The sequence below is a fragment of the Arthrobacter sp. zg-Y820 genome (genome assembly GCF_030142155.1).
Taxonomy (GTDB): domain Bacteria; phylum Actinomycetota; class Actinomycetes; order Actinomycetales; family Micrococcaceae; genus Arthrobacter_B.
This window is the reverse complement of the sequence record NZ_CP126247.1, coordinates 1,546,407-1,565,206: the sequence shown is the minus strand read 5'-3', so window position 1 is coordinate 1,565,206 and position 18,800 is coordinate 1,546,407. Positions and strand designations below refer to the sequence as shown.

At 68.1% G+C, this 18,800-nt stretch carries 20 protein-coding genes; 16 read left to right on the top strand and 4 right to left on the bottom strand.

Annotation, left to right across the window (positions count from 1 at the left end):
• Window positions 1-3 precede the first annotated feature (3 nt).
• From QNO08_RS06940 to QNO08_RS06900, 9 genes are read left to right on the top strand one after another with little or no spacing between them, the layout of a single operon-like run.
• On the top strand, window positions 4-447 hold the full coding sequence (locus QNO08_RS06940; RefSeq protein WP_229966862.1) for a hypothetical protein: 444 nt from the start codon (window positions 4-6) through the stop codon (window positions 445-447).
• The gene (locus QNO08_RS06935) at window positions 444-1,457 is read left to right on the top strand and encodes a hypothetical protein (RefSeq protein ID WP_229966863.1); all 1,014 of its coding nucleotides are present in this window, start codon (window positions 444-446) and stop codon (window positions 1,455-1,457) included. The genes QNO08_RS06940 and QNO08_RS06935 overlap by 4 nt, the downstream gene beginning before the upstream one ends.
• Window positions 1,444-2,781 (top strand): V-type ATPase 116kDa subunit family protein, encoded by a 1,338-nt coding sequence (locus QNO08_RS06930; protein ID WP_229966864.1) that lies wholly within the window; start codon window positions 1,444-1,446, stop codon window positions 2,779-2,781. The genes QNO08_RS06935 and QNO08_RS06930 overlap by 14 nt, the downstream gene beginning before the upstream one ends.
• Window positions 2,778-3,239 carry an ATP synthase subunit C gene (locus QNO08_RS06925; RefSeq protein WP_229966865.1) on the top strand — a complete coding sequence of 154 codons (462 nt, stop codon included), beginning with the start codon at window positions 2,778-2,780 and terminating at the stop codon, window positions 3,237-3,239. The genes QNO08_RS06930 and QNO08_RS06925 overlap by 4 nt, the downstream gene beginning before the upstream one ends.
• Window positions 3,236-3,532, top strand: a complete 297-nt coding sequence (locus tag QNO08_RS06920; protein WP_229966866.1) for a hypothetical protein — start codon at window positions 3,236-3,238, stop codon at window positions 3,530-3,532. The genes QNO08_RS06925 and QNO08_RS06920 overlap by 4 nt, the downstream gene beginning before the upstream one ends.
• Before the next feature lie 13 nt (window positions 3,533-3,545).
• Window positions 3,546-4,073, top strand: coding sequence for a hypothetical protein (locus QNO08_RS06915; RefSeq protein ID WP_229966867.1), 528 nt, complete (start codon window positions 3,546-3,548; stop codon window positions 4,071-4,073).
• A complete protein-coding gene (locus tag QNO08_RS06910; RefSeq protein WP_231712866.1) occupies window positions 4,058-5,896 on the top strand; it encodes a V-type ATP synthase subunit A in 1,839 nt (612 codons plus the stop codon). Before QNO08_RS06915 ends, QNO08_RS06910 begins: the two co-directional genes overlap by 16 nt.
• Window positions 5,886-7,391, top strand: a complete 1,506-nt coding sequence (locus QNO08_RS06905) for a V-type ATP synthase subunit B (RefSeq protein ID WP_229966869.1) — start codon at window positions 5,886-5,888, stop codon at window positions 7,389-7,391. The genes QNO08_RS06910 and QNO08_RS06905 overlap by 11 nt, the downstream gene beginning before the upstream one ends.
• Window positions 7,392-7,438: 47 nt before the next feature.
• Window positions 7,439-8,038 (top strand): V-type ATP synthase subunit D, encoded by a 600-nt coding sequence (locus QNO08_RS06900; RefSeq protein WP_229966870.1) that lies wholly within the window; start codon window positions 7,439-7,441, stop codon window positions 8,036-8,038.
• A 40-nt stretch (window positions 8,039-8,078) separates the two neighbouring features.
• On the opposite strand, the gene QNO08_RS06895 is transcribed toward QNO08_RS06900, so the two are convergent.
• The 4 genes from QNO08_RS06895 to QNO08_RS06880 form a co-directional block, all read right to left on the bottom strand.
• A complete protein-coding gene (locus QNO08_RS06895; RefSeq protein WP_229966871.1) occupies window positions 8,079-8,735 on the bottom strand; it encodes a cyclase family protein in 657 nt (218 codons plus the stop codon).
• Entirely contained in the window at window positions 8,722-10,182 is a 1,461-nt protein-coding gene (locus QNO08_RS06890; protein ID WP_229966872.1) for a purine-cytosine permease family protein, read from the bottom strand. Before QNO08_RS06890 ends, QNO08_RS06895 begins: the two co-directional genes overlap by 14 nt.
• 16 nt (window positions 10,183-10,198) lie before the next feature.
• A complete protein-coding gene (locus tag QNO08_RS06885) occupies window positions 10,199-10,624 on the bottom strand; it encodes a YybH family protein (protein ID WP_229966873.1) in 426 nt (141 codons plus the stop codon).
• Between the two features lie 277 nt (window positions 10,625-10,901).
• A complete protein-coding gene (locus tag QNO08_RS06880) occupies window positions 10,902-12,068 on the bottom strand; it encodes an acetyl-CoA C-acetyltransferase (protein WP_229966874.1) in 1,167 nt (388 codons plus the stop codon).
• 223 nt (window positions 12,069-12,291) lie between these two features.
• Between QNO08_RS06880 and QNO08_RS06875 the strand changes: the two genes are divergently transcribed.
• The 7 genes from QNO08_RS06875 (at window position 12,292) to QNO08_RS06845 (ending at window position 18,748) form a co-directional block, all read left to right on the top strand.
• Window positions 12,292-12,819 carry a PH domain-containing protein gene (locus QNO08_RS06875; protein WP_229966875.1) on the top strand — a complete coding sequence of 176 codons (528 nt, stop codon included), beginning with the start codon at window positions 12,292-12,294 and terminating at the stop codon, window positions 12,817-12,819.
• A 329-nt stretch (window positions 12,820-13,148) separates the two neighbouring features.
• Window positions 13,149-14,729 (top strand): peptide chain release factor 3, encoded by a 1,581-nt coding sequence (locus tag QNO08_RS06870; protein ID WP_229966998.1) that lies wholly within the window; start codon window positions 13,149-13,151, stop codon window positions 14,727-14,729.
• A gap of 56 nt (window positions 14,730-14,785) precedes the next feature.
• A complete protein-coding gene (locus QNO08_RS06865) occupies window positions 14,786-15,166 on the top strand; it encodes a VOC family protein (protein ID WP_229966876.1) in 381 nt (126 codons plus the stop codon).
• Between the two features lie 21 nt (window positions 15,167-15,187).
• Complete coding sequence (locus QNO08_RS06860; RefSeq protein ID WP_229966877.1) at window positions 15,188-15,961, top strand: GNAT family N-acetyltransferase; 774 nt, start codon at window positions 15,188-15,190, stop codon at window positions 15,959-15,961.
• Window positions 15,962-16,031: 70 nt separating this feature from the next.
• Window positions 16,032-16,358, top strand: a complete 327-nt coding sequence (locus tag QNO08_RS06855; RefSeq protein ID WP_229966878.1) for an SdpI family protein — start codon at window positions 16,032-16,034, stop codon at window positions 16,356-16,358.
• Between the two features lie 248 nt (window positions 16,359-16,606).
• Entirely contained in the window at window positions 16,607-17,974 is a 1,368-nt protein-coding gene (locus QNO08_RS06850) for a DUF6421 family protein (RefSeq protein WP_229966999.1), read from the top strand.
• Window positions 17,975-18,748: an SDR family NAD(P)-dependent oxidoreductase gene (locus QNO08_RS06845; RefSeq protein WP_229966879.1), complete on the top strand. Its 774-nt coding sequence runs from the start codon at window positions 17,975-17,977 to the stop codon at window positions 18,746-18,748.
• Window positions 18,749-18,800: the final 52 nt, after the last annotated feature.

Sequence of the window (18,800 nt, the reverse complement as noted above, 5' to 3'; positions counted from 1 at the left end):
TCGATGGCACGCAACAGTTTGCTGGACAGGTTCCGGCCCGTTGGATCACCGGGACCGGCAGGCCCTGCCGGAGTTCCCGCCACCGACGACGAGGGGCCGGAAGCGGAACTCGTCCCGGTGTTCGAAGCCCTGGATCCGACCATCCGCGAGGCGCAAGACCTGACCAACGACGCCTCAGTGCGGGCAGCAGACACGGTGGCCCGGGCACGGGCTCAGGCAGCCGCCCTGGTGGAACAAGCGCGCATGGACAGCGGTGCCGTACGTGCCGCCGCAGCGGAAAAGGTGTCCAGCGAGGCCGAAGCCGCCGACACGGAGATGCTCCGGCAGGCAACTGAGGAAGCGGCAGAACTGAAGGAGCGCGGTGAAGCCCGGATGCCCGAACTCGCTTCGGTGATAGTAGCGGATCTGGTGCAGGATCTCCTCGGCTCCGGGAACACCTTCCCATGAGATCCGATTGGGTAGCTGCATCGGTGCGGGCGCGCTCCATGGCACAGCGCCGGGTCGGGGCCGGAACCTGCCGCAGCATCGCCGCGGCTCCCGGACTGCAGGCCGGCCTCGACCGGCTGGCCGACACGGTGTACGGAGAAGAGCTGAACGGGGCCCGCACGCTCACCGAGGCACACCGCGCCACCCGCAGAACTGTCCTCTGGCAACTGCGGGTACTGGCCGGATGGCTTCCCGCCGGAGGAACCCGCCTGATCCGCGCCGCGGCAGCAGCCTTTGAAGCCGACAACATCCTCGCCCTGGACCTTGTCCTCCGCCGCCAGGAGGCCGGAGCCAACGACGGCGACGCCGCAGCGGACTTTGACCTCGGAGGGCTCGCAACAGCCTGGCCGCGCCTTCGGACCGCGTCAACATCCGAAGAGCTGCAGGCGGCGCTGGCCTCGTCGCCCTGGGGCGATCCGGGACCGGACTCCGCGCTGCCCGATGTGCTGACCGCCGTCTGGCTGCGTCGGCTCACCGCGGAAGCGGCGGCAGTGCGGCCCTGGGCGGCAGCTGCGGCTGCACTGATCTGCGCCCGGCTGCTCCTGGTGGACGGGACCGCGCCGGCTGACCGGCTGGTCGCTCTGCTTCGCCCACTCCTGGGCACCGCTTGGAGCAGCACCGGCGTCCGGGAAACGCGTCCCTCCCAACCCCACACGTCTGAACCTGGCAACTCTGAAACGCGCAATTCTGAAACCCTGACTCCGGAAACCCTGCGCAGCACGCTTCCCCCGTCTGCAGCGCAGGCTCTGGCGGGCATCGACCGAAGCGCCGATCTGTGGCGGGCCGAGGCCGCGCTGGCTGTGCGCATTGAAACCGACGGATTTTCCCTGCTTCGGGCCGGGTTGCCCGGGCCGGACGTGGTCCTCGGTGCCATGACAGTACTTGCGGCCGATGCCTGGCGGGTCCGGGCGGCGTTGGCCGCTGCAGCGGTGAACGCCGGAGCCAGCGAGGTGCTGGATGCCGTGGCGTGAAGCGCTGAGCCCGGTGCGGATGGAGCGCATAGCACTGGTCGCCCCACTGGCGGCCCGGCACGAGATGCTGGCCGAGGTGGCCCGCAGCTCCGCCGTCGAACTCGACCTGCCGTACGAGCCCGGCACCGGACCCGAAGAGATCGACCGGGCGGCAGACGCCACCGTCGTGCACGGTTCGGTGGCAGCGCTGGTGGGATGGTCACCGACGCAGCGCTTGACCGAGCTGCAGGCGGCGCTGGAACCGCACGGGGCCTCCGCCGTCCCGCTCCGGCGTCCGCGCGGAGTGCAGCCGCCCACGCTTCTGACCGGTGACGAACCGCGCCGGAAGCAGGTGCCGGTCCTCTCCCGCCTGCTCGTGGACACCTACACCACGGTTCCGTACGCCGATCTCGACCCCGCGCGGATTGCAGGTGTGGCGTATGTGGTGATGTTCGGCATGATGTTCGGCGACGCCGGGCAGGGCGCACTGCTTGTAATTGCCGGCCTGCTGCTGCGGTTCCTGCCCCGGCTGCAGCGCTTCCGCCGCACCTGGCTGTTCATCACCGGCGCCGGACTTGCCGCAGTGTTTTTCGGGATCCTCTACGGTGAGTTCTTCGGTCCCACGGGCGTGCTGCCGGTGCTGTGGCTGGAACCGTTGGAGGAGCCCATTCCGCTGCTGGTCGCGGCGCTGGTGCTGGGTGCTGTGCTGCTGGCCGGCTCCTACGTTCTGGGCACCATTAACCGGGTCCGCGAGGGAGGATGGGGCTACGCCCTGTACGCCAGATCCGGGTTGGCCGGCGCCCTGCTGTTTACGGCCATCGGACTGGTTGCCTGGGGGCTGCTGGCCTCGGCTCCGGTGATCCTGGTGGTCGCCGGCGTGGTGGCCCTGCTGGCGCTGGTGCTGATGTTCATCGGGCTGTTTGCCGAGTCCGGCGGCGGGCCGACCGGAGGCCTGCAGGCCTCCGTGGAGCTGGTGGACAGCGTGGTGCAGCTGGGCTCGAACCTAGTGTCCTTCACCCGGCTCGCCGCCTTCGGCCTCACGCACGCCGCGCTGATGATGGTCGTCTGGCAGGCCACCACCGCGTTGTGGGCGCCGGACTGGCGGGCGGCGGCCGCCGTCGTCGTCTTCATCATCGGCAACGCCCTGACCTTCGCCCTGGAGGGCCTGGTCGCCGGAATCCAGGCCCTGCGGCTCGAGTACTACGAGCTGTTCTCCCGCGTCTTCCAAGACGAAGGCAGACGGTTCCGGCCCTGGAATCCGGATCCGGACGCCGACCCGGATCCGGACGCCGGGCAGAGCTCCGGGCAAGTATCCGTTCCCCCAGCTGAAAGGCACCTCCCATGAATCCCTGGCTTGCCGGCCTTCCGCTGGTCCTCCTTCTCGCTGTCCTGCTCACGCTCGGCGCCGTTGTGCTGCTGCGGCGCAACAGACGCGCCGGCGTCAAGGCGCTGCTCGGCCTCAACGCCGTGCTGATGGCCGGGGCGCTGGCCCTCTTTGCCGCTGCGTTGAATGCCGCGCCCGCCAGTGCGGGCGCGGGCGACGGCGGTGCCGCAGCCACCGCTGTTGCCGCGGCAACCGAGGGAAGCGACAGCAGCGGCGCGGCCCTGATCGGTGCCGCGATTGCGGTGGCGGGGTCCTCCATTGGCGCAGCCATCGCCGTGGCCTACACCGGGTCCGCGGCGCTGGCGGCGATGAGCGAAAGACCTGAAATTTTCGGCCGCGCCATGGTGGTGGTGGGGCTGGCCGAGGGCATCGCCATTTACGGGCTGATTATTTCGATCATCCTGATCGGACAGGCATGAGCAGCCCGGAGGCTGCCGGCTCGGTGGCGGGCCGAGCGGGCGCCGGCACGGTGGCGGCATTGGGCGAACCGGCCCTGCTGCAGGGGTTCCGGCTCGCCGGCGCGGTCCTGTATCCGGCCGCCGGACCGGAGCAGGTGCGCTCCGCGTGGGCGAGCCTGCCGGATTCGGTGCTGGCTGTCGTCCTGACGCCGGCTGCCGCGGCTATCCTCGCCGCGGAACTGGCCGATTCGGCCTCTCCCTTGACCGCCGTGCTGCCTGATTCCGCCCCTCCCCTGACCGCGGTGCTGCCCTGATGAGGTGGCCCTGATGAGTCGCCTGCCCTCCGGCTTTGATGCCGCCCTCGAGCCGGTGCGTTATGCGCTGCGCCGGCAAGCCGAGGCCGAGGCTGCCCGCCGGGCCGGCGACGCCCGACGGCAGGCCGACGAAATCCTGTCCGCGGCCCGGTCCGAGGCGGAGCAGATCCGCGCCACGGCAGCCCAGCAAGGCAGCGAAGCAGCCCATGCGGAAGCTGTCGGCCGGTCGGCGCGGATCCGCAGGGAGGCCCGCCGCACCGTGCTGGCGCAGCAGGAGGCCCTGCGCTCCGACCTGGTTCAGCAGGTGCAGCACCAGGCCCGGGAACTGCGCAGCGATCCGCGCTATCCGCAGATGCTCCGGCGGCTGACCGAGCGGGCGGATGCACTGCTGGGTCCGATGGCCTCCGTGACCGAAAGCTACAAGGGCGGCGTCACAGGGTCTGCCGGATCCCGGCATCTGGACCTCTCCCTGCCCGCCCTGGCCGAACAGGCCCTGGAACGCCACTCCGGGGAGGTGCACCGGTTATGGGACGCAGAGTAGATCCGGGAGGCCGCCCTGGTGCTGGAAAGCGGTCCGATACAGCCGGGGGCAGCTCCGCTCGGGACAGCGGCACCATTACCCGGGTGAGCGGCCCGCTGGTGGAGGTCACCGGCCTGTCCGGACTCTCCATGCTGGAGGTCGTCGCCGTGGGACCGGAGCGGATCTCCGCGCAGGCCGTCTCCATCAACGGCACCGACGCCACACTGCAGGCCTACGAGTACACCGGCGGGCTGAAGACCGGCGACGCCGTGGAGCGCACCGGGCGCCAGCTCTCCGGACTGCTGGGACCAGGGCTGCTGGGCACGGTGTTCGACGGGCTGCTCCGGCCGCTGTCCTCGGCTCCCCTCTGGCTGACCCAGGACCGGATGTCCTCCGCCGAGGATCCTTCGGTGCTGAGCACGTCCTGGGGGTTCACGCCCTCGGTGTCGGTCGGTGACACGGTACGTCCGGGACAGGTCCTCGGCACAGTTCCGGAAGCCGGCACGGTGGAATTCCGGGTCCTGGCGCCGCCGCACATCGGCGGTGAGGTCCAGTGGCTGGCGACCGGCCCGGTCCATCCCCTGGATCCGGTGGCGCGGGTGGGCGGCCTCGAGATTCCGCTGGCACAGCAGTGGCCGGTGCACCGGCCACGCCCCTTCGGCGAGCGCCTGACCGACACCGTTCCGCTGCAGACCGGCCAGCGGGTCCTGGATCTGCTCTTCCCCCTCCCCCGCGGCTCGGCAGCGGCAGTGCCCGGCGGGTTTGGCACCGGCAAGACCCTGACGCTGCAGCAGATCGCCAAGTGGTCCGACGCCGACGTCATTGTCTATGTGGGCTGCGGCGAGCGCGGCAACGAGATGGCCGATGTCCTGGACGGGCTGTCCGGACTGGATGATCCGCGCACCGGAGGCAAGCTGATTGACCGCACCGTGATCATCGCCAACACCTCCAACATGCCGATGATGGCCCGCGAGGCATCCATTGCCACCGGGGTGACAGTGGCCGAGTTCTTCCGCGACATGGGGTATGACGCCGTCGTCATCGCCGACTCGACCTCCCGGTGGGCCGAAGCCCTGCGTGAATTCGCGAACCGCAACGGCGACCTGCCCGCCGAGGAGGGCTACCCCGCCTCCCTGGCCAGTGAGCTGGCCGCCTTCTACGAACGCGCGGCGCGGGTGTGCACCCTGGGCGGGGCAACGGCGTCGGTCACCGTGATCGGCGCGGTCTCCCCTCCCGGCGGCGACATGAGCGAACCGGTCACCACCGACACCCAGCGCTTTGTGCGCTCGCTCTGGGTGCTGGACCGGGATCTGGCCTATTCCCGGCATTATCCGGCCGTCAGCTGGCGCGGCTCCTTCTCCCGCGATGCAGAATCGCTGGGCCGCTGGTTCTCGGCGCACGGCGATCCGTTGTGGGCGCAGCGCCGGGCGTCGGCGTCCCTGCTGCTGTCCGAGGCGGACCGGCTCACTGCCCTGGCGGAGATCATCGGAGCCGCTTCCCTGCCCGGCCATGAACGGATGGTGCTGCTGGGCGGACGGCTGGTGCGCGACGGCGTCCTGCTGCAGAACGCGCTCAGCCCCAATGACGGCTACAGCTCCGCGGAGAAGGGATCAGCGCTGCTGCAGACCGTCCTGGACGTGGTGGACGTCTGCCAGTCACTGGTGGCGCGCGGAGTGCCGCCGGCCGACGTCGAACGCTTCGATTTCACGCCGGTCCTGCGGCTGCGCGAGGACACCGGTCCCACCGACGCCGACGGCGTCCTGGAGCGGGGACGCGAATTCCTGCGTCAGCTGCAGCAGGTGGCCGGCGGCGGGCTTACGGAAGGCAACGACGGTGACCAGTAGCGACAGCACCCCCGGCACGAACCCCCAGGACTCCCCGCCCGGTCCCGGGCCCGCGGGGGGCGTGCCCGGTCCCGTGCCCGCGGGGGGCGTGCCCGCGGTCGGCGTGCCGAAGGTGGGCCACAGTGCGGTCCGCGAGCTGCGCGGGCCCCTGCTCGTCCTCGGCGACGCCGACGGCGTGGGCTGGGACGAGTTTGCCACCGTGGGCGTGGCCGGCCAGCCGGACCGGCACGGACTGGTGCTGGAGGTCGACGGCGATGAAGTCACGCTGCAGGTCCTCGAGGGCACCGACGGAATGTCGCTCGGCGGGATCGAGGTCCGGTTCCAGGGCCGGCCGCTGGCTGTTCCCACCGGCCCGGACTGGCTCGGGCGGGTTTGCAACGGGCGCGGCGAACCGCTCGACGGCGGCCCTCCCATCACTGCCGGAACGACGGCGCCGGTGGGCGGCTGGCCGCTTAACCCCGTCTACCGGGAACCGCCGCAGGATCCGGTCATCACCGGCATCTCAGCCATCGATGCGCTGACCACTCTGGTGCGGGGGCAGAAACTGCCGATCTTCTCGGTTGCCGGCCTGCCGCACCTCACCCTGGCCACGCAGATCGCCGCGCAGGCCACCACGTCCGCGGGCCGGGCGTTCCGGGTGGTGTTTGCGGCGATGGGCATGACCCACGCGGACATCGCCTACATCCGCGACCGGTTGGAGGAACGCTCAGCCGCCGGAGAACTGGTGCTGCTGCTCAACGCCGCCGATGATCCGGTGATCGAACGCATCCTCACCCCGCGCATAGCCCTGACCGTGGCCGAGTCACTGGCCTACGACGAGGGCTCCGATGTTCTGGTGGTGATGTCGGACATGACCAGCTACGCCGAGGCCGTGCGGGAGGTTTCTGCGGCCCGCCGGGAGATTCCCGCCCGCCGCGGATACCCCGGCTACCTCTACAGCGACCTCGCCGGCCTCTATGAACGGTGCGGCCGGGTTCGGGATCGGGAGGGATCGGTGACCATCGTGCCGGTGCTGACCATGCCGGCCGGAGACATTACCCATCCGGTTCCTGATCTGACCGGTTACATCACCGAAGGCCAGGTGGTCCTGGATCCGGACGTCGACGCGCGGAACATCTATCCGCCGGTGGACGTGCTCTCCTCACTGTCACGCCTGATGCGCAGCGGCGCCGGCAAGGGACGCACCCGCGAGGACCACCTGGATGTCGCGGCGCAGATCCTCTCGGCGATGGCCCGCGCCCGCACCGCCGCTGAACTGGCCGAACTGGTCGGCGCGGCAGCACTGAGCGAGACCGACAATGCCTACATCGAGTTCCGCAGCGTCGTGGAGCGGAACCTGCTCAACCAGGGACGTGATGAGCTGCGGACCTTCGACGACACCATGGATCTGGCCTGGCAGGCCCTGTCGCTCCTGCCCCGCCGGGAACTGACCATGCTCTCCGGCGAGTTCCTGGACAGGTATTTGCCCGGGCCCGTCGGTGGAGCGCGGCTGTGAGCGGGTTCCGGTCATGAACAGGTTCCCGAGATGAGCAGGTTCCGGGCATGAGCGCGTTCCGGAGCGGCGGAAGCCGTGCGGACAAAGCCGACGTGGAGCGCCGGCTGGCTACTGCCACGCGCGGAGCGGAACTGCTGGACCGCAAGCAGCGCATCCTGCAGCGTGCGATCGAGGGGCTGCGGGAGAAGGCAGACGCCGCCCGGCGGGCCTGGGATGAGCAGGCAGCGGAGGCCGCGCTGTGGCTGCGGCGGTCCGCCGGCCTGGATGGGGAAGACCGGATCGGGCAGGCCGTGCCGGCCGGTCCGGCCACTGTGCGGGTGCGGTGGGGCGGTGCCATGGGCATCTCCTATCCCGAGGCGGCGGAGTGCGTGCTTCCCGATCCGTCGTCGGTGGGCGGAAGCTCCGCGCTGGCCTACACGGCGGTTTCGCACCGTGCCGCGCTGGAGGCGGCTGTCGCTGCGGCGAGCGCTGAACGGGCTCTGCTGCTGGTTTCCGATGAGCTGGCTGCCACCCGTACCCGGCAGCGCGCCGTGGAGAACCGGTGGATTCCCCTGCTGCAGGAACAGCTGGCGGAGATTGAACGCAGGGTCGCCGAACAGGAACTGGAAGAGAGTCTGCGGCTGCGCTGGGCAGCCGGGCTGATCTAGCCCCACCTCGCGGTGAGCCGGACCCGGGATAGCCGAGCCGTCAGAGCTGAAACGCGGCAGCGCGGATCGGGGAACCGTCCACGCCGGCCAGGCGCAGCGGCAAGGCGGAGAACAGCGGATCGGACCAGGTCACAGCCGCCAGGTTGGTCAGGTTCTCGATGATCCCGCCGCCGGCGCCCAGAAACACGTCATGGAACGGAAGGCTGGGAACGCCGCCGGACCCGGGTGCCGGCGTCGGATCCGGGTTGAGCGTGTCCATCCCGACCAACCGGATGCCGGCGTCGACCAGGCGTTCGGCGATCTCTGCGTCGAAGGAGGGATGCCGGAGGTAGCGGTGCGTGTTGAAGTGCTCGGACCAGCCGGTGGAAAAAAGCACGATGGTCCCGGGCAGCAGCCCCTCGAGTCCGGCCGCCACGTCCTGCCACCGGATCCTGCCCAGCTCGGCGGCGCCGGGGACGGAGACAATCCGGGCCGAGCCCAGCAGATTCTCCAGGGGAAGCTCGTCCACGGCTGCTCCGCCCGGAACCGTGTGCAGCGGGGCATCCAGATGGGTTCCGGTGTGGCTGCCCAGGTGCAGTTCAGCTACTTGGAAGCCGTCCGCCTCAACGGATGCCGCGTTCCGGATGTGCACGGCAGGATCCCCGGGGAACACCTGCATCCCGGAGACAACCGGATGGCTGAGGTCAACCGCCTGCATGTTCGGCCGTCCCGGAAGCGTCCACTGCCTCGCTCAGATGCCGGGACACCGGCGAACCGGCAACCACCCGCCCCGCCGCCGCGGACCAGCCCCAGTAGACGGCGAAACTGATCACGAAGGTCGGAATGGTGGCTCCGACCGGGCTGGTGACGGCATAGGTCAGCAGCAGCGAGATTGCTGCGCCCAGCAGCCAGGTCGTCAGGGCCGGAAGATTGAAGCCGCTGCGGAACCAGTAACGGCCGCCCCGGGCCCGGAGGATATCGGTGCCGTAGGAGCGCTTGTTGACCAGGTAGTAGTCGGCGATCATCACGGCGAAGACGGGGATGAACAGGGAGCCGATCACGGTCAGGAACGAGGTAAAGCTGTCCAGCAGCCCCAGCCAGGTGGATCCGAGGACCGAGACGGCGCCCAGCACCAGGGCCGTGGGCAGGAACCGGATTTTCCGCGACGGAACCATGTTCACCACGGACGAGACCATGCCGTAGACGACCATCGTGTTGGTGGCCATGACGGAGAGGAAAATGACGATGGCCAGCGGAACACCAAAGATGCCGACAATCAGGGTCGGCTCGAAGCCCACGGCCTCCCCGCCGTCGAGCACCACGTAGCCGATGGCGGTGGCGCCCAGGACCATTGCCAGGACGGTGGAAAGCACGTACCCGGTCGCCGAGCCCACCACGCCGGCGGTCTGCGTTCTGGCCAGCCGGTTGAATTCGGCCGAGAGCACCGTCCAGGAAATGGCGGTGGAAATGACGACGTCGAGCACCGTGATTGCCGACCAGCCGGCGGCGGTATCCACCGGGATGGCGGCGAAGTCAGCCACCGGGAAGGTCGTGAAGGAAACGGTGAAGATGTATCCCATGATCGCCAGGATCACCAGTGCCAGCCGGGGCTCCACCCGGGCAATGCCCTTGTGGCCGAAGATGGCCAGGGCTACGACCAGCAGCTGGCAGAGAACGGAAAACAGCACGGGGTTGGAGAATCCGGTGGCGCGCTCCACCAGGAAGTTCACGGTGACGCCGGCAAGCATCGCCTGCACCCAGCTCCAGCCCATCAGGATCACAACGTTTGCGGCCACGGCCACAAAGGACCCGCGCAGCCCGAACGCACCCTTGGTCAGGGACATGGTGGGCAGGCCGGTCCGGGTGCCCATGTTGCCGATCAGGACCAGGACGGCACCGCCGATCACGGTTCCCAGCACGATCATGCCCACTGCGGTGGTCCAGGTGACGCCCGGAACGAACAGGGTGCCGGTCAGCAGGGTGGTGACCACCAGGTTGGCGGCCAGCCAGATCATGCCGATCCGGCCCGTGCCCAGGGTTCCGCGGATGGGGCCGTAGCCCTCAGCGTTTCCATCGAGCCGGCGGGACAGCCGGGACCACGCCGATGAGCCCGTACCGGTGGCAGCCGTGGTGGTCCGGCCGGTGCCGGGTGCAGTTGAGGTCATGGTGTTTCCCCGGACTCTAGGCGGTGCCGGCGGCAGCCGGGCTGGACGAAAGGTGCTCATGAACTGCCAGGATCCGGCCGTCAATGCGGGCGAAGACGATGGTCTCCCGCTCGTTGGTGACCTCCTCGACGCCTCCGGTGCTCGTGGTGGTGCGCACGGTGTGGCTGAAGACCGCACTGCTGCCGAACAGCTGGACGCGCGCGTCGGTGCTTTCGCAGCCGGTCACGGACCAGTCCCCCGCCAGCCAGCTCTTCCAGAGAGCCTCGTACTCGGCCCGGGATTCCAGGCGCCGGTCTTCGGTGTGGAAGACGAAGGACGCCTCCGGCGCGAAGGCTGCGAAGTAGGCGTCGGTGTCCGTGCGGGCGAAGGCGCCGACGAGGTTCTGCACGGCGGCGGTTACCTCGTGCTCGGCCAGCGGGGCGGCCTGGTGCTGGGGGTTCATGGGAGTCTCTCTGTATCTCTGTTCTCAAGATCTCTGTTCTCAACGCGCGACAGCCTTTCGGCACACCTTGGAGAAACAAATGATGCTTATTGGAAAACAAGTAACGGCAGACACCAGTGTTGAGTGACTGCCGTCACTTGTCAACCGGGACAGGTCCGCAGGGCGTTGCGGCCGGCCGCGCCGCGTCACGGCGGGCGGCCGCCGCCACACACACGCCGCCACACGCACCGCCAGACGGTCTGGCGGCCGGACCGCCGGCCGCCAGATCCCCGGACCGCTACAGCCGGAACCCCTCGTCGAGCCGCTCGATGATGGTCACGTTGGCCTGGCCGCCGCCCTCGCACATGGTCTGCAGGCCGTAGCGGCCGCCCGTGCGCTCGAGCTCGTGCAGCAGCGTGGTCATGATCCTGGCGCCGGTGGCGCCAATGGGATGCCCGAGCGAAATGCCGCCGCCGTTGACGTTCACCTTGTCCATGTCGACATCGAGCTCCCGCTGCCACGCCAGCACCACGGAGGCGAAGGCTTCGTTGATTTCCAGCAGGTCGATCTGGTCCAGGCTCATGCCGGCGCGGCCCAGGGCGTGACGTGTCGCTTCGATGGGAGCGCTGAGCATCATGATCGGATCGTCGCCGCGGGCGGAGATGGAATGGATCCGCGCCCGGGGCTTGAGCCCGTAGCGGCGCACCGCGTCCTCGGAGGCGAGCAGCAGCACGGCGGCAGCGTCCGAAATCTGCGAGGACGTGGCAGCAGTGAGCCGTCCGCCTTCGGAGAGCGGCGCCAGGGACTCGATCTTGGCGCGGTTCGGTTCCCGGGGGCCTTCGTCGGCGCTAATGCCGTTCAGCGGAAGAATTTCGCGGTCAAAGCGGCCGTCGGCCTGGGCGGCGAGCGCCCGGACGTGGGATTCGACGGCGAAGTCCTCCATTTCGCCGCGGGTCAGCCCCCACTTGTCCACCATCATTTCGGCGCCGATGAACTGGGAGACTTTCTGGTCTCCGTAGCGTTCCGCCCACCCGGTGGATCCGGTGAAGGGATCGGGAAAGCCCAGTTCCCGGGCAGCGGAGTTCGCAAAACTGATCGGAATGGAGGACATGCTCTGCACCCCGCCGGCCAGGACCAGGTCGCTGGTGCCGCTCATGACGGCCTGCGCCGCATAGGACACGGCCTGCTGGCCGGATCCGCACTGGCGTTCCACGGTGGTCCCGGGCACGCGCTCGGAGAGTCCGGCGGCCAGCCAGGCGGTGCGGGCAATGTCCATGGCCTGCGGTCCCACCTGGTCGATGGCGCCGAGAATGACCTCGTCGAATTCCGCGGAATCGATCCCGGTGCGCCGGACCGTCTCCGCAATCACGTGCGCGGCCATGTCGGCCGGATGGATCTTGCTCAGTCCGCCGTTGCGCCGCCCGACGGGCGTGCGCACTGCGTCAATGATGAATGCTTCAGCCATGGGAACAGGCCTTTCGTCGATGGAAGGCGTAGCAGGGCGCCCGGGGCCACCGTGCCGCTGGGAACTCCTGCTCTGATTGTGTCGAAAACCACACTAAACGATGACGACGACGCCGGCACCAGACCGCCGGTATGCGTCGCTGGACGCCTGGAGTCGGCGTCAGGGATCCGGTTTCCGGGCCGCGGGTCTGCCGTGGTGGATCCTTCCGTCCTAGGCTGAGCTCATGACAACGAACTTTGGTGATTCCTTGCCCATGAAGCCGGGAGACTTGTGGGCCGCTACGGGGAAGCCCGTGACAGGCTTTGGTGGGGGCCGATATCGGCTGACGGAGGATTACCTGTACTGCGAGGCTGGTGGCTTGAAAACCGAAGCCCAGCAGGTGCCTACCCGAGAAATTGTCGATGTTGATTTGCGTCAGTCGCTGACTCAGAAGGCACGTGGCGTGGGGTCGCTGCTAGTACATGTGGTGCGTCAGGATGGGACGCGGGAGACAGTCCAAATCGTTGATATTCCGAACTTTCGGGACGGTGTAGAAACCATCAACCGTGTTGCCGAGCAGGCGCGGCTGCGGTTCTCTCAAGAGCAGCGGACTCAGCACGTAAATTATGCGGGACAGATGCCGCTGACATCTGTCCCTGCCGCGACGGCCGGAGGCCCTTTAGCGGAGTTGCGCCAGGTAGCAGGGCTTCATGATCGCGGAGTGCTGGATGATGTGACCTTCATCGCCGAGGTAAAGCGCCTGTTGAGCTAATCGCACACAGGAGCGCTAATAACTCAACGCATTTCGCCGTCGTGGGTCACCCTCATGCAGGACAACTGGCGGGGCAGGCCTTCCCTGACTGAAAGCCGCAGAGGTGCCGGCGCAGCCGCCGGTTGTGCGAGGCCCGGGAACGTGATTGCACCGTCCGAAGAGCATGCGCCGACCGGCTAGAATGGAAAGGCTGTCATTGCTGACAGCACAGCCGCGAGTGCCCAGCCCGGCGGCCGCATCCCACCACATGTGAAAGCAGCGGAGTGTCCTTACAGGTTTCCCCCACCGTCAGCGCCACCAACAGTCCGGCCGGCAAGGCGACTGCGGCAATTGCCCGCGAGTCCTCCCGCCGCCGCACCTTTGCGGTGATTTCACACCCCGACGCCGGTAAGTCCACGCTCACCGAAGCCCTGGCCCTGCATGCCCGCGTCATCGGCACGGCCGGTGCCACGAACGGCAAGGAAAACCGCCGCGAGACGGTCTCCGACTGGATGCAGATGGAAAAGGACCGCGGCATCTCGATCAGCTCCACAGCCCTGCAGTTCGCCTACCGGGACACTGTCATCAACCTGCTGGACACTCCGGGCCACGCCGACTTCTCCGAGGACACCTACCGGGTTCTCGCCGCCGTCGACTGCGCCGTGATGCTCGTGGACGCCGCCAAGGGCCTGGAAACCCAGACCATGAAGCTCTTCGAGGTCTGCCGCGCCCGGAACCTGCCCATCATCACCGTGATCAACAAGTGGGACCGCCCGGGCCTGGACCCGCTGGCCCTGATGGATGAGATCACCGAACGCACCGGTCTGACCCCCATGCCGCTGACCTGGGCCGTGGGCATCGCCGGAGACTTCCGCGGCGTCTGGGACCTGAAGAAGGACGAGTACGTCCGCTTCGAACGGCAGAACTCCGGCGCCTCGCTGGCCAAGGAAGACCATTTCACGCCCGAGGAGGCCCTCGCCGCCGAAGGTGAAGTCTGGGAAGACTCCCTCGGCGAGGCCGAGCTGGTCATCGACGGCCGCGAGTTTGACCGCGACGCGTTCCTCAACGCCAAGGCCACCCCGATCCTGTTCTCCTCCGCAGCCCTGAACTTCGGCGTGAAGCAGATCCTGGACGCCCTGGTGGATCTGGCCCCGGCGGCCGGACCGCGCGAAGACAAGGACGGCGAGCTGCGTCCCGTGGACGCACCGTTCTCCGGATTCGTGTTCAAGGTCCAGGCCGGCATGAACAAGGCGCACCGCGACCACGTGGCCTTCATCCGCGTCTGCTCCGGCATCTTCGAGCGCGGCATGGTCGTTACCCACTCGAACACCGGCAAGACCTTTGCCACCAAATACGCCCAGCACCTGTTTGGCCGCGAACGCGAGGTCATCGACCAGGCCTGGCCCGGCGACGTCGTCGGACTGGTAAACGCCTCGGCCCTGCGCGTGGGCGACAGCCTCTTCGTGGAGCAGCCGGTGGAGTTTCCGCCGATTCCGTTCTTCAGCCCGGAGCACTTCCGCGTCGCCCGGTCCAAGGATCCCAGCCGTTACAAGCAGTTCCGCCGCGGCATCGACCAGCTCGAGCACGAGGGCATCATCCAGGTGCTGCGCTCGGACCGGCGCGGAGACCAGGCGCCGGTGCTCGCCGCCGTCGGCCCCATGCAGTTCGAGGTGGTTGAGGACCGCATGACGCAGGACTTCAACGCCCCCATGCGCTATGAGCAGCTCTCCTACTCGCTGGCCCGGCTGACGACGCCGGACGCGGCTGAGATCCTGGCCAACGTGCACGGCGCCGAGGTCCTGCAGCGCACCGACGGCGCGTATTTGGCACTGTTCAACGACATCTGGGCGCTCAAGCGGGTGCAGAAAAACCACCCCGAGGTGTCGCTGACCGTGATTGGCACCGAGTCCCCCAACAGCCGCGGGTACTAGGCTCCCTGTCCACCCCGCAGCCAGGGAAATTCCAGTACGGCTGTAGATTTGGCACCATGACTAAGCCCGTTGGACAACTCGCGTCCATTTCCCTCGATTGCCCGGACACCGACCTCCTGGCGGTTTTCTACTCCGGCCTTCTGGGACTCAAAGAGGCCTTCGCAACCCCGGACCGCGGCGTCGTCGCCTTGGCAGGCGCCGGTCCGATGCTCACTCTGATGCGCGTCAATCAGTACGTTGCACCAGCGTGGCCGGAGGGCCCTCAGCAGCAGCAGCTTCACCTGGATATTGCTGTGGAGGAACTGGACTTAGCAGCTGATGCCGCAATCGCCCTCGGCGCGAAACCTGCCGGACACCAGCCGGCGCCCGAACGATGGCGCGTCATGCTCGACCCCGCGGGGCACCCGTTCTGCCTAACCGCCGTCCGTCCGGACTGACCCGGACCCAAGGTCCATCGAGTGTCGAATCCACTGGCAACGGCGGCCGAATCTATTCTCAGCATCAAAGCCGAACTCGACTTTCGCACCGCCGCACGGGAGTTTCCGGATGCCGCGTTCCGCCGGTTCGGGCAGGTGTCCGCCACTCGGCTTCCGGTCCTGCCGGACGCCGCGCCGTACAACAAAGCACGCGGCCTGAGCCTTGATGATCGGTGCCGGCTTGATGACATCACCGCCTTCTACGCGGAGACCGGCCAGCGCCCCCGCCTGGAAGTGTGGGCCGGGGATGATTGTGCTGAGCTGCAGGCCTGCCTCAGCGGAAACGGGCTGGCACCCGCCGCCGTCGCCGTCACCCTGCATGCCCGCCCGTGCAGGACGGCGCCCGGCCTGCCGCCAGGAGTACGGGTCGCCGAGGTCGACCGGGACGACCAAAATTACCTCGACGTCCTCAGCCGTGGATATTCGATGGAATCGGCCAGCGCCGAGGCCCGCCGGGTCTTCGGAATCGAGCACAGCACCCCGGGGCTGCGGCGCTACCTTGCCACCGTCGACGGCGAACCCGCAGCTGCCGCCGCATTGTTCAGTCACGGCAACCTCAGCCTGTTCGTCGGCGCCGCCACGCTGCCGGCCTTTCGACGCCGCGGCTGCCAGTCCGCGCTCATCCACCGCCGTTTGGCCGATGCGTCGGAGACCAGCGACCTCACCGTCGCCACTGCCACTGTGGGATCAGCCAGCAGCGGCAATCTTGAGCGTCATGGCTTCGCCGTGACACATCTGCGCACCCTCTGGTTCTAAGCCAGCGGCCACGGGCACCGCTACGCTGAGACGCATGGGGATTATGGGTGTCTTACTAATAGCGTCGGGGATGGCAGTTTCGTGGGCGGCCGAAGCGACAGCCCGGGGCAAGCTCGGCATGAACTCCTTTGTGGGAATCCGGGTGGGGTACGTGACGCATTCACCCGAAGCTTGGCTTGCCGGGCACCGGGCCGCCAGGTGGCCCACTCATACGGCGGCGGGAATCTTCGCCGCATGCGGCATCCTGCTTCTGGTCATGGATGCCTCCGACGCAATGGGTGCGTGGATCACCATCGGCGCATCGCTGGGCGTTCTGGGCACGGTGATCGCTGCTGCAGTCCGCGCGAGCCGTGCCGCTGAACTGGTTGTCGTTCAAAACGCAGACCGTCAGGGGTAGTCGCCCAGAATCCAGGCGCCGATCCGTTTGTGCAGGTCAGCGATCTGCTGGGCGGACCTAGCAGGCGTTACGGTCGGCACCGCGACCGGTTCATTGAGCATAAGACTTGCTAATGACTTGTGTGATTCACAGTAAGCGTTAGTTTTTCGTTAGTAGGCTCGATCGCATCACAACACAGCCGCTCCCTGACCTTCGCGGAGCGGCCTCCCTGGAAGGTCGCAGTCATGTCTCCCCACACGCTCCCCTCGATGTCCCGCACCGGCTTTGCGCCGGTTGCCGCGGGCACCAACCCTGTGGATTCTGAAGCCTGGCAGGCACTGAAACAGGCCGCCACCGACCTGCAGGCGCTGCAGAACCAGAACGGTTCAGTCGACGCGGAAAACCGCAGCGCCGCTGAGGAGCTGATCGGCACCCTGACCGCCGCCGTCGATGCCCTGGCCCCCTCCTTCGAGCACGACGCCGAATACCTCCGCCTCGTGGTCCGGGACTTTGACCGCTGGGCAGCCGACGGCCTGGGCGAACCCGATTTCCTGGACTCCCTGCTGGCGTTTTCCCCGCAGCTGGACCGCACAGACGGGCTGCGGCACCTGGTGCTCTTCCCCATGTACACGCAGAACGGCTCCACGAACCGCTATGTGGAAGCCGTGCTGATCGAAGTTGTCTGGCCGGAATTCATCGGCGAGCTGGAAGCCGGCGAGTACTCCAACAAGCTCTTCGTGCCGATCCGGTTCCTGGACTTCACCCCCGGCTATGACACCAACTCGGCGGTGCTCTTCCCCGAATCGGTTGCCGTCCGCGAAACACCCACCTTCACCTGGGGCGCCATCTTCGCCGACCGCGAGGCCGCCCGTTTCCGCCGGGTCCTGCGCGCCGCCGCCGAGATCACCTCGCTGCAGCTGCCCGAGGACGCCGCGGCACTGCTGGACGACCAGAAGCTGACCCAGGACACCTTTGTCATGTGGGACCTGATCCACGACCGCACCCACATGCGCGGAGACCTTCCCTTCGATCCGTTCATGATCAAGCAGCGCATGCCGTACTTCCTCTACTCCCTGGAGGAACTGCGCTGCGACCTCACCGCCTTCCGGGAAGCCGTGAAGATCGAAAAAGACGAGGATGCTTCCCCCGAAGCCCGCAAACATGCCACGCTGGTGCAGTACGCGGTGATCTTTGACCGGATCTTCCGGTTCGCCATTACCGGCAGCCGGGTGCGCAACTACGACGGCCTCGGCGGACAGCTCCTGTTCGCCTGGATGCATCAGAACCACGTCCTGCACTGGACCGACGGCAAGCTGAGCATCGACTGGGAAGACGCGGCCGACGTCGTCGTTCGCCTGGGTGCCAACATCGAGGACCTGTACTGGCGTTCCATTGACCGGCCGAAGACTGCCCACTGGTTTGCCGCCTATGAGCTGGTGGCCGCCACGCTGACCCCGAACCCGGCGTCCGTCTGGGCCAAGGGGCCGGAGGCGCTGCCGCTGGACGGACCGCCGCGCGGGCTGACGGACCAGGTGCTGGACGACGAATTTCCGCTGTCCATGTTCTATGAGGCACTGTCCAAGAAGATGGGCCCGGTCATCGAGTCCACGTCGGGAATCACAGGGAGTTCGAAGTAGATGAGCACTGAGCCGGCCGCGCGGTCCTCGGAAGCACCCCTGTCCGTCCGCGGACGCACCGTCCTGGTGGCCGGGGCCGGCTCCGCGTCCGGCGCCGCCGTCTGCAGGGCGCTGGAGGCGGCCGGGGCGAAGGTCGTGGCGGTGGGACGCGACGCGGCCCGGCTGGAAACCACTCTCGCGAACCTGCTCGACGCCGATCTGCGCACCTGCGACCTCTCAAACCCCGGCGACGTCGATGCGCTCTCGCAGGACATGCGGGAGACCTACGGCGGAATCGACGGGCTGATCCATCTGGTGGGGGGCTGGCGCGGCGGCGGCGGCATCACCGGTCAGAATGACGACGACTGGGATTTCCTGGAAACCAACATTCTGCGCACCCTGCGCAACGCCAGCCGCAGCTTTTATGACCAGCTCGCAGCGTCCGACGACGGCCGGCTGGCCATCGTCTCCTCCACCGCGGTGGACTCCCCCACCGCCGGCGGTGCAGGCTATGCCGCAGCCAAGGCCGGGGCGGAGGCCTGGGTGCAGGCCATCGCGCAGGGCTTCCGCCGCGCGCAGTCCGGCGCCAAGGCGGACCCGCAGCCCCAGCGCTCGGCCGCCGTCGTCCTCGTGGTCAAGGCGCTGGTGGACGATTCCATGCGCGCCGCCGAACCGGACCGGAATTTCAGCACCTACACCGACGTGCAGGTGCTGGCGGACGCCGTCGTCGGGCTGTTCAGCCAGGACGCCGCGCAGCTGAACGGACAGCGCATTTCCTTGATGCCCAACGCCTGAGCCGCGCGCCCTGCGCGTGCCCTTGGGCGCACCCACCCGCCGCCTGAGCCCC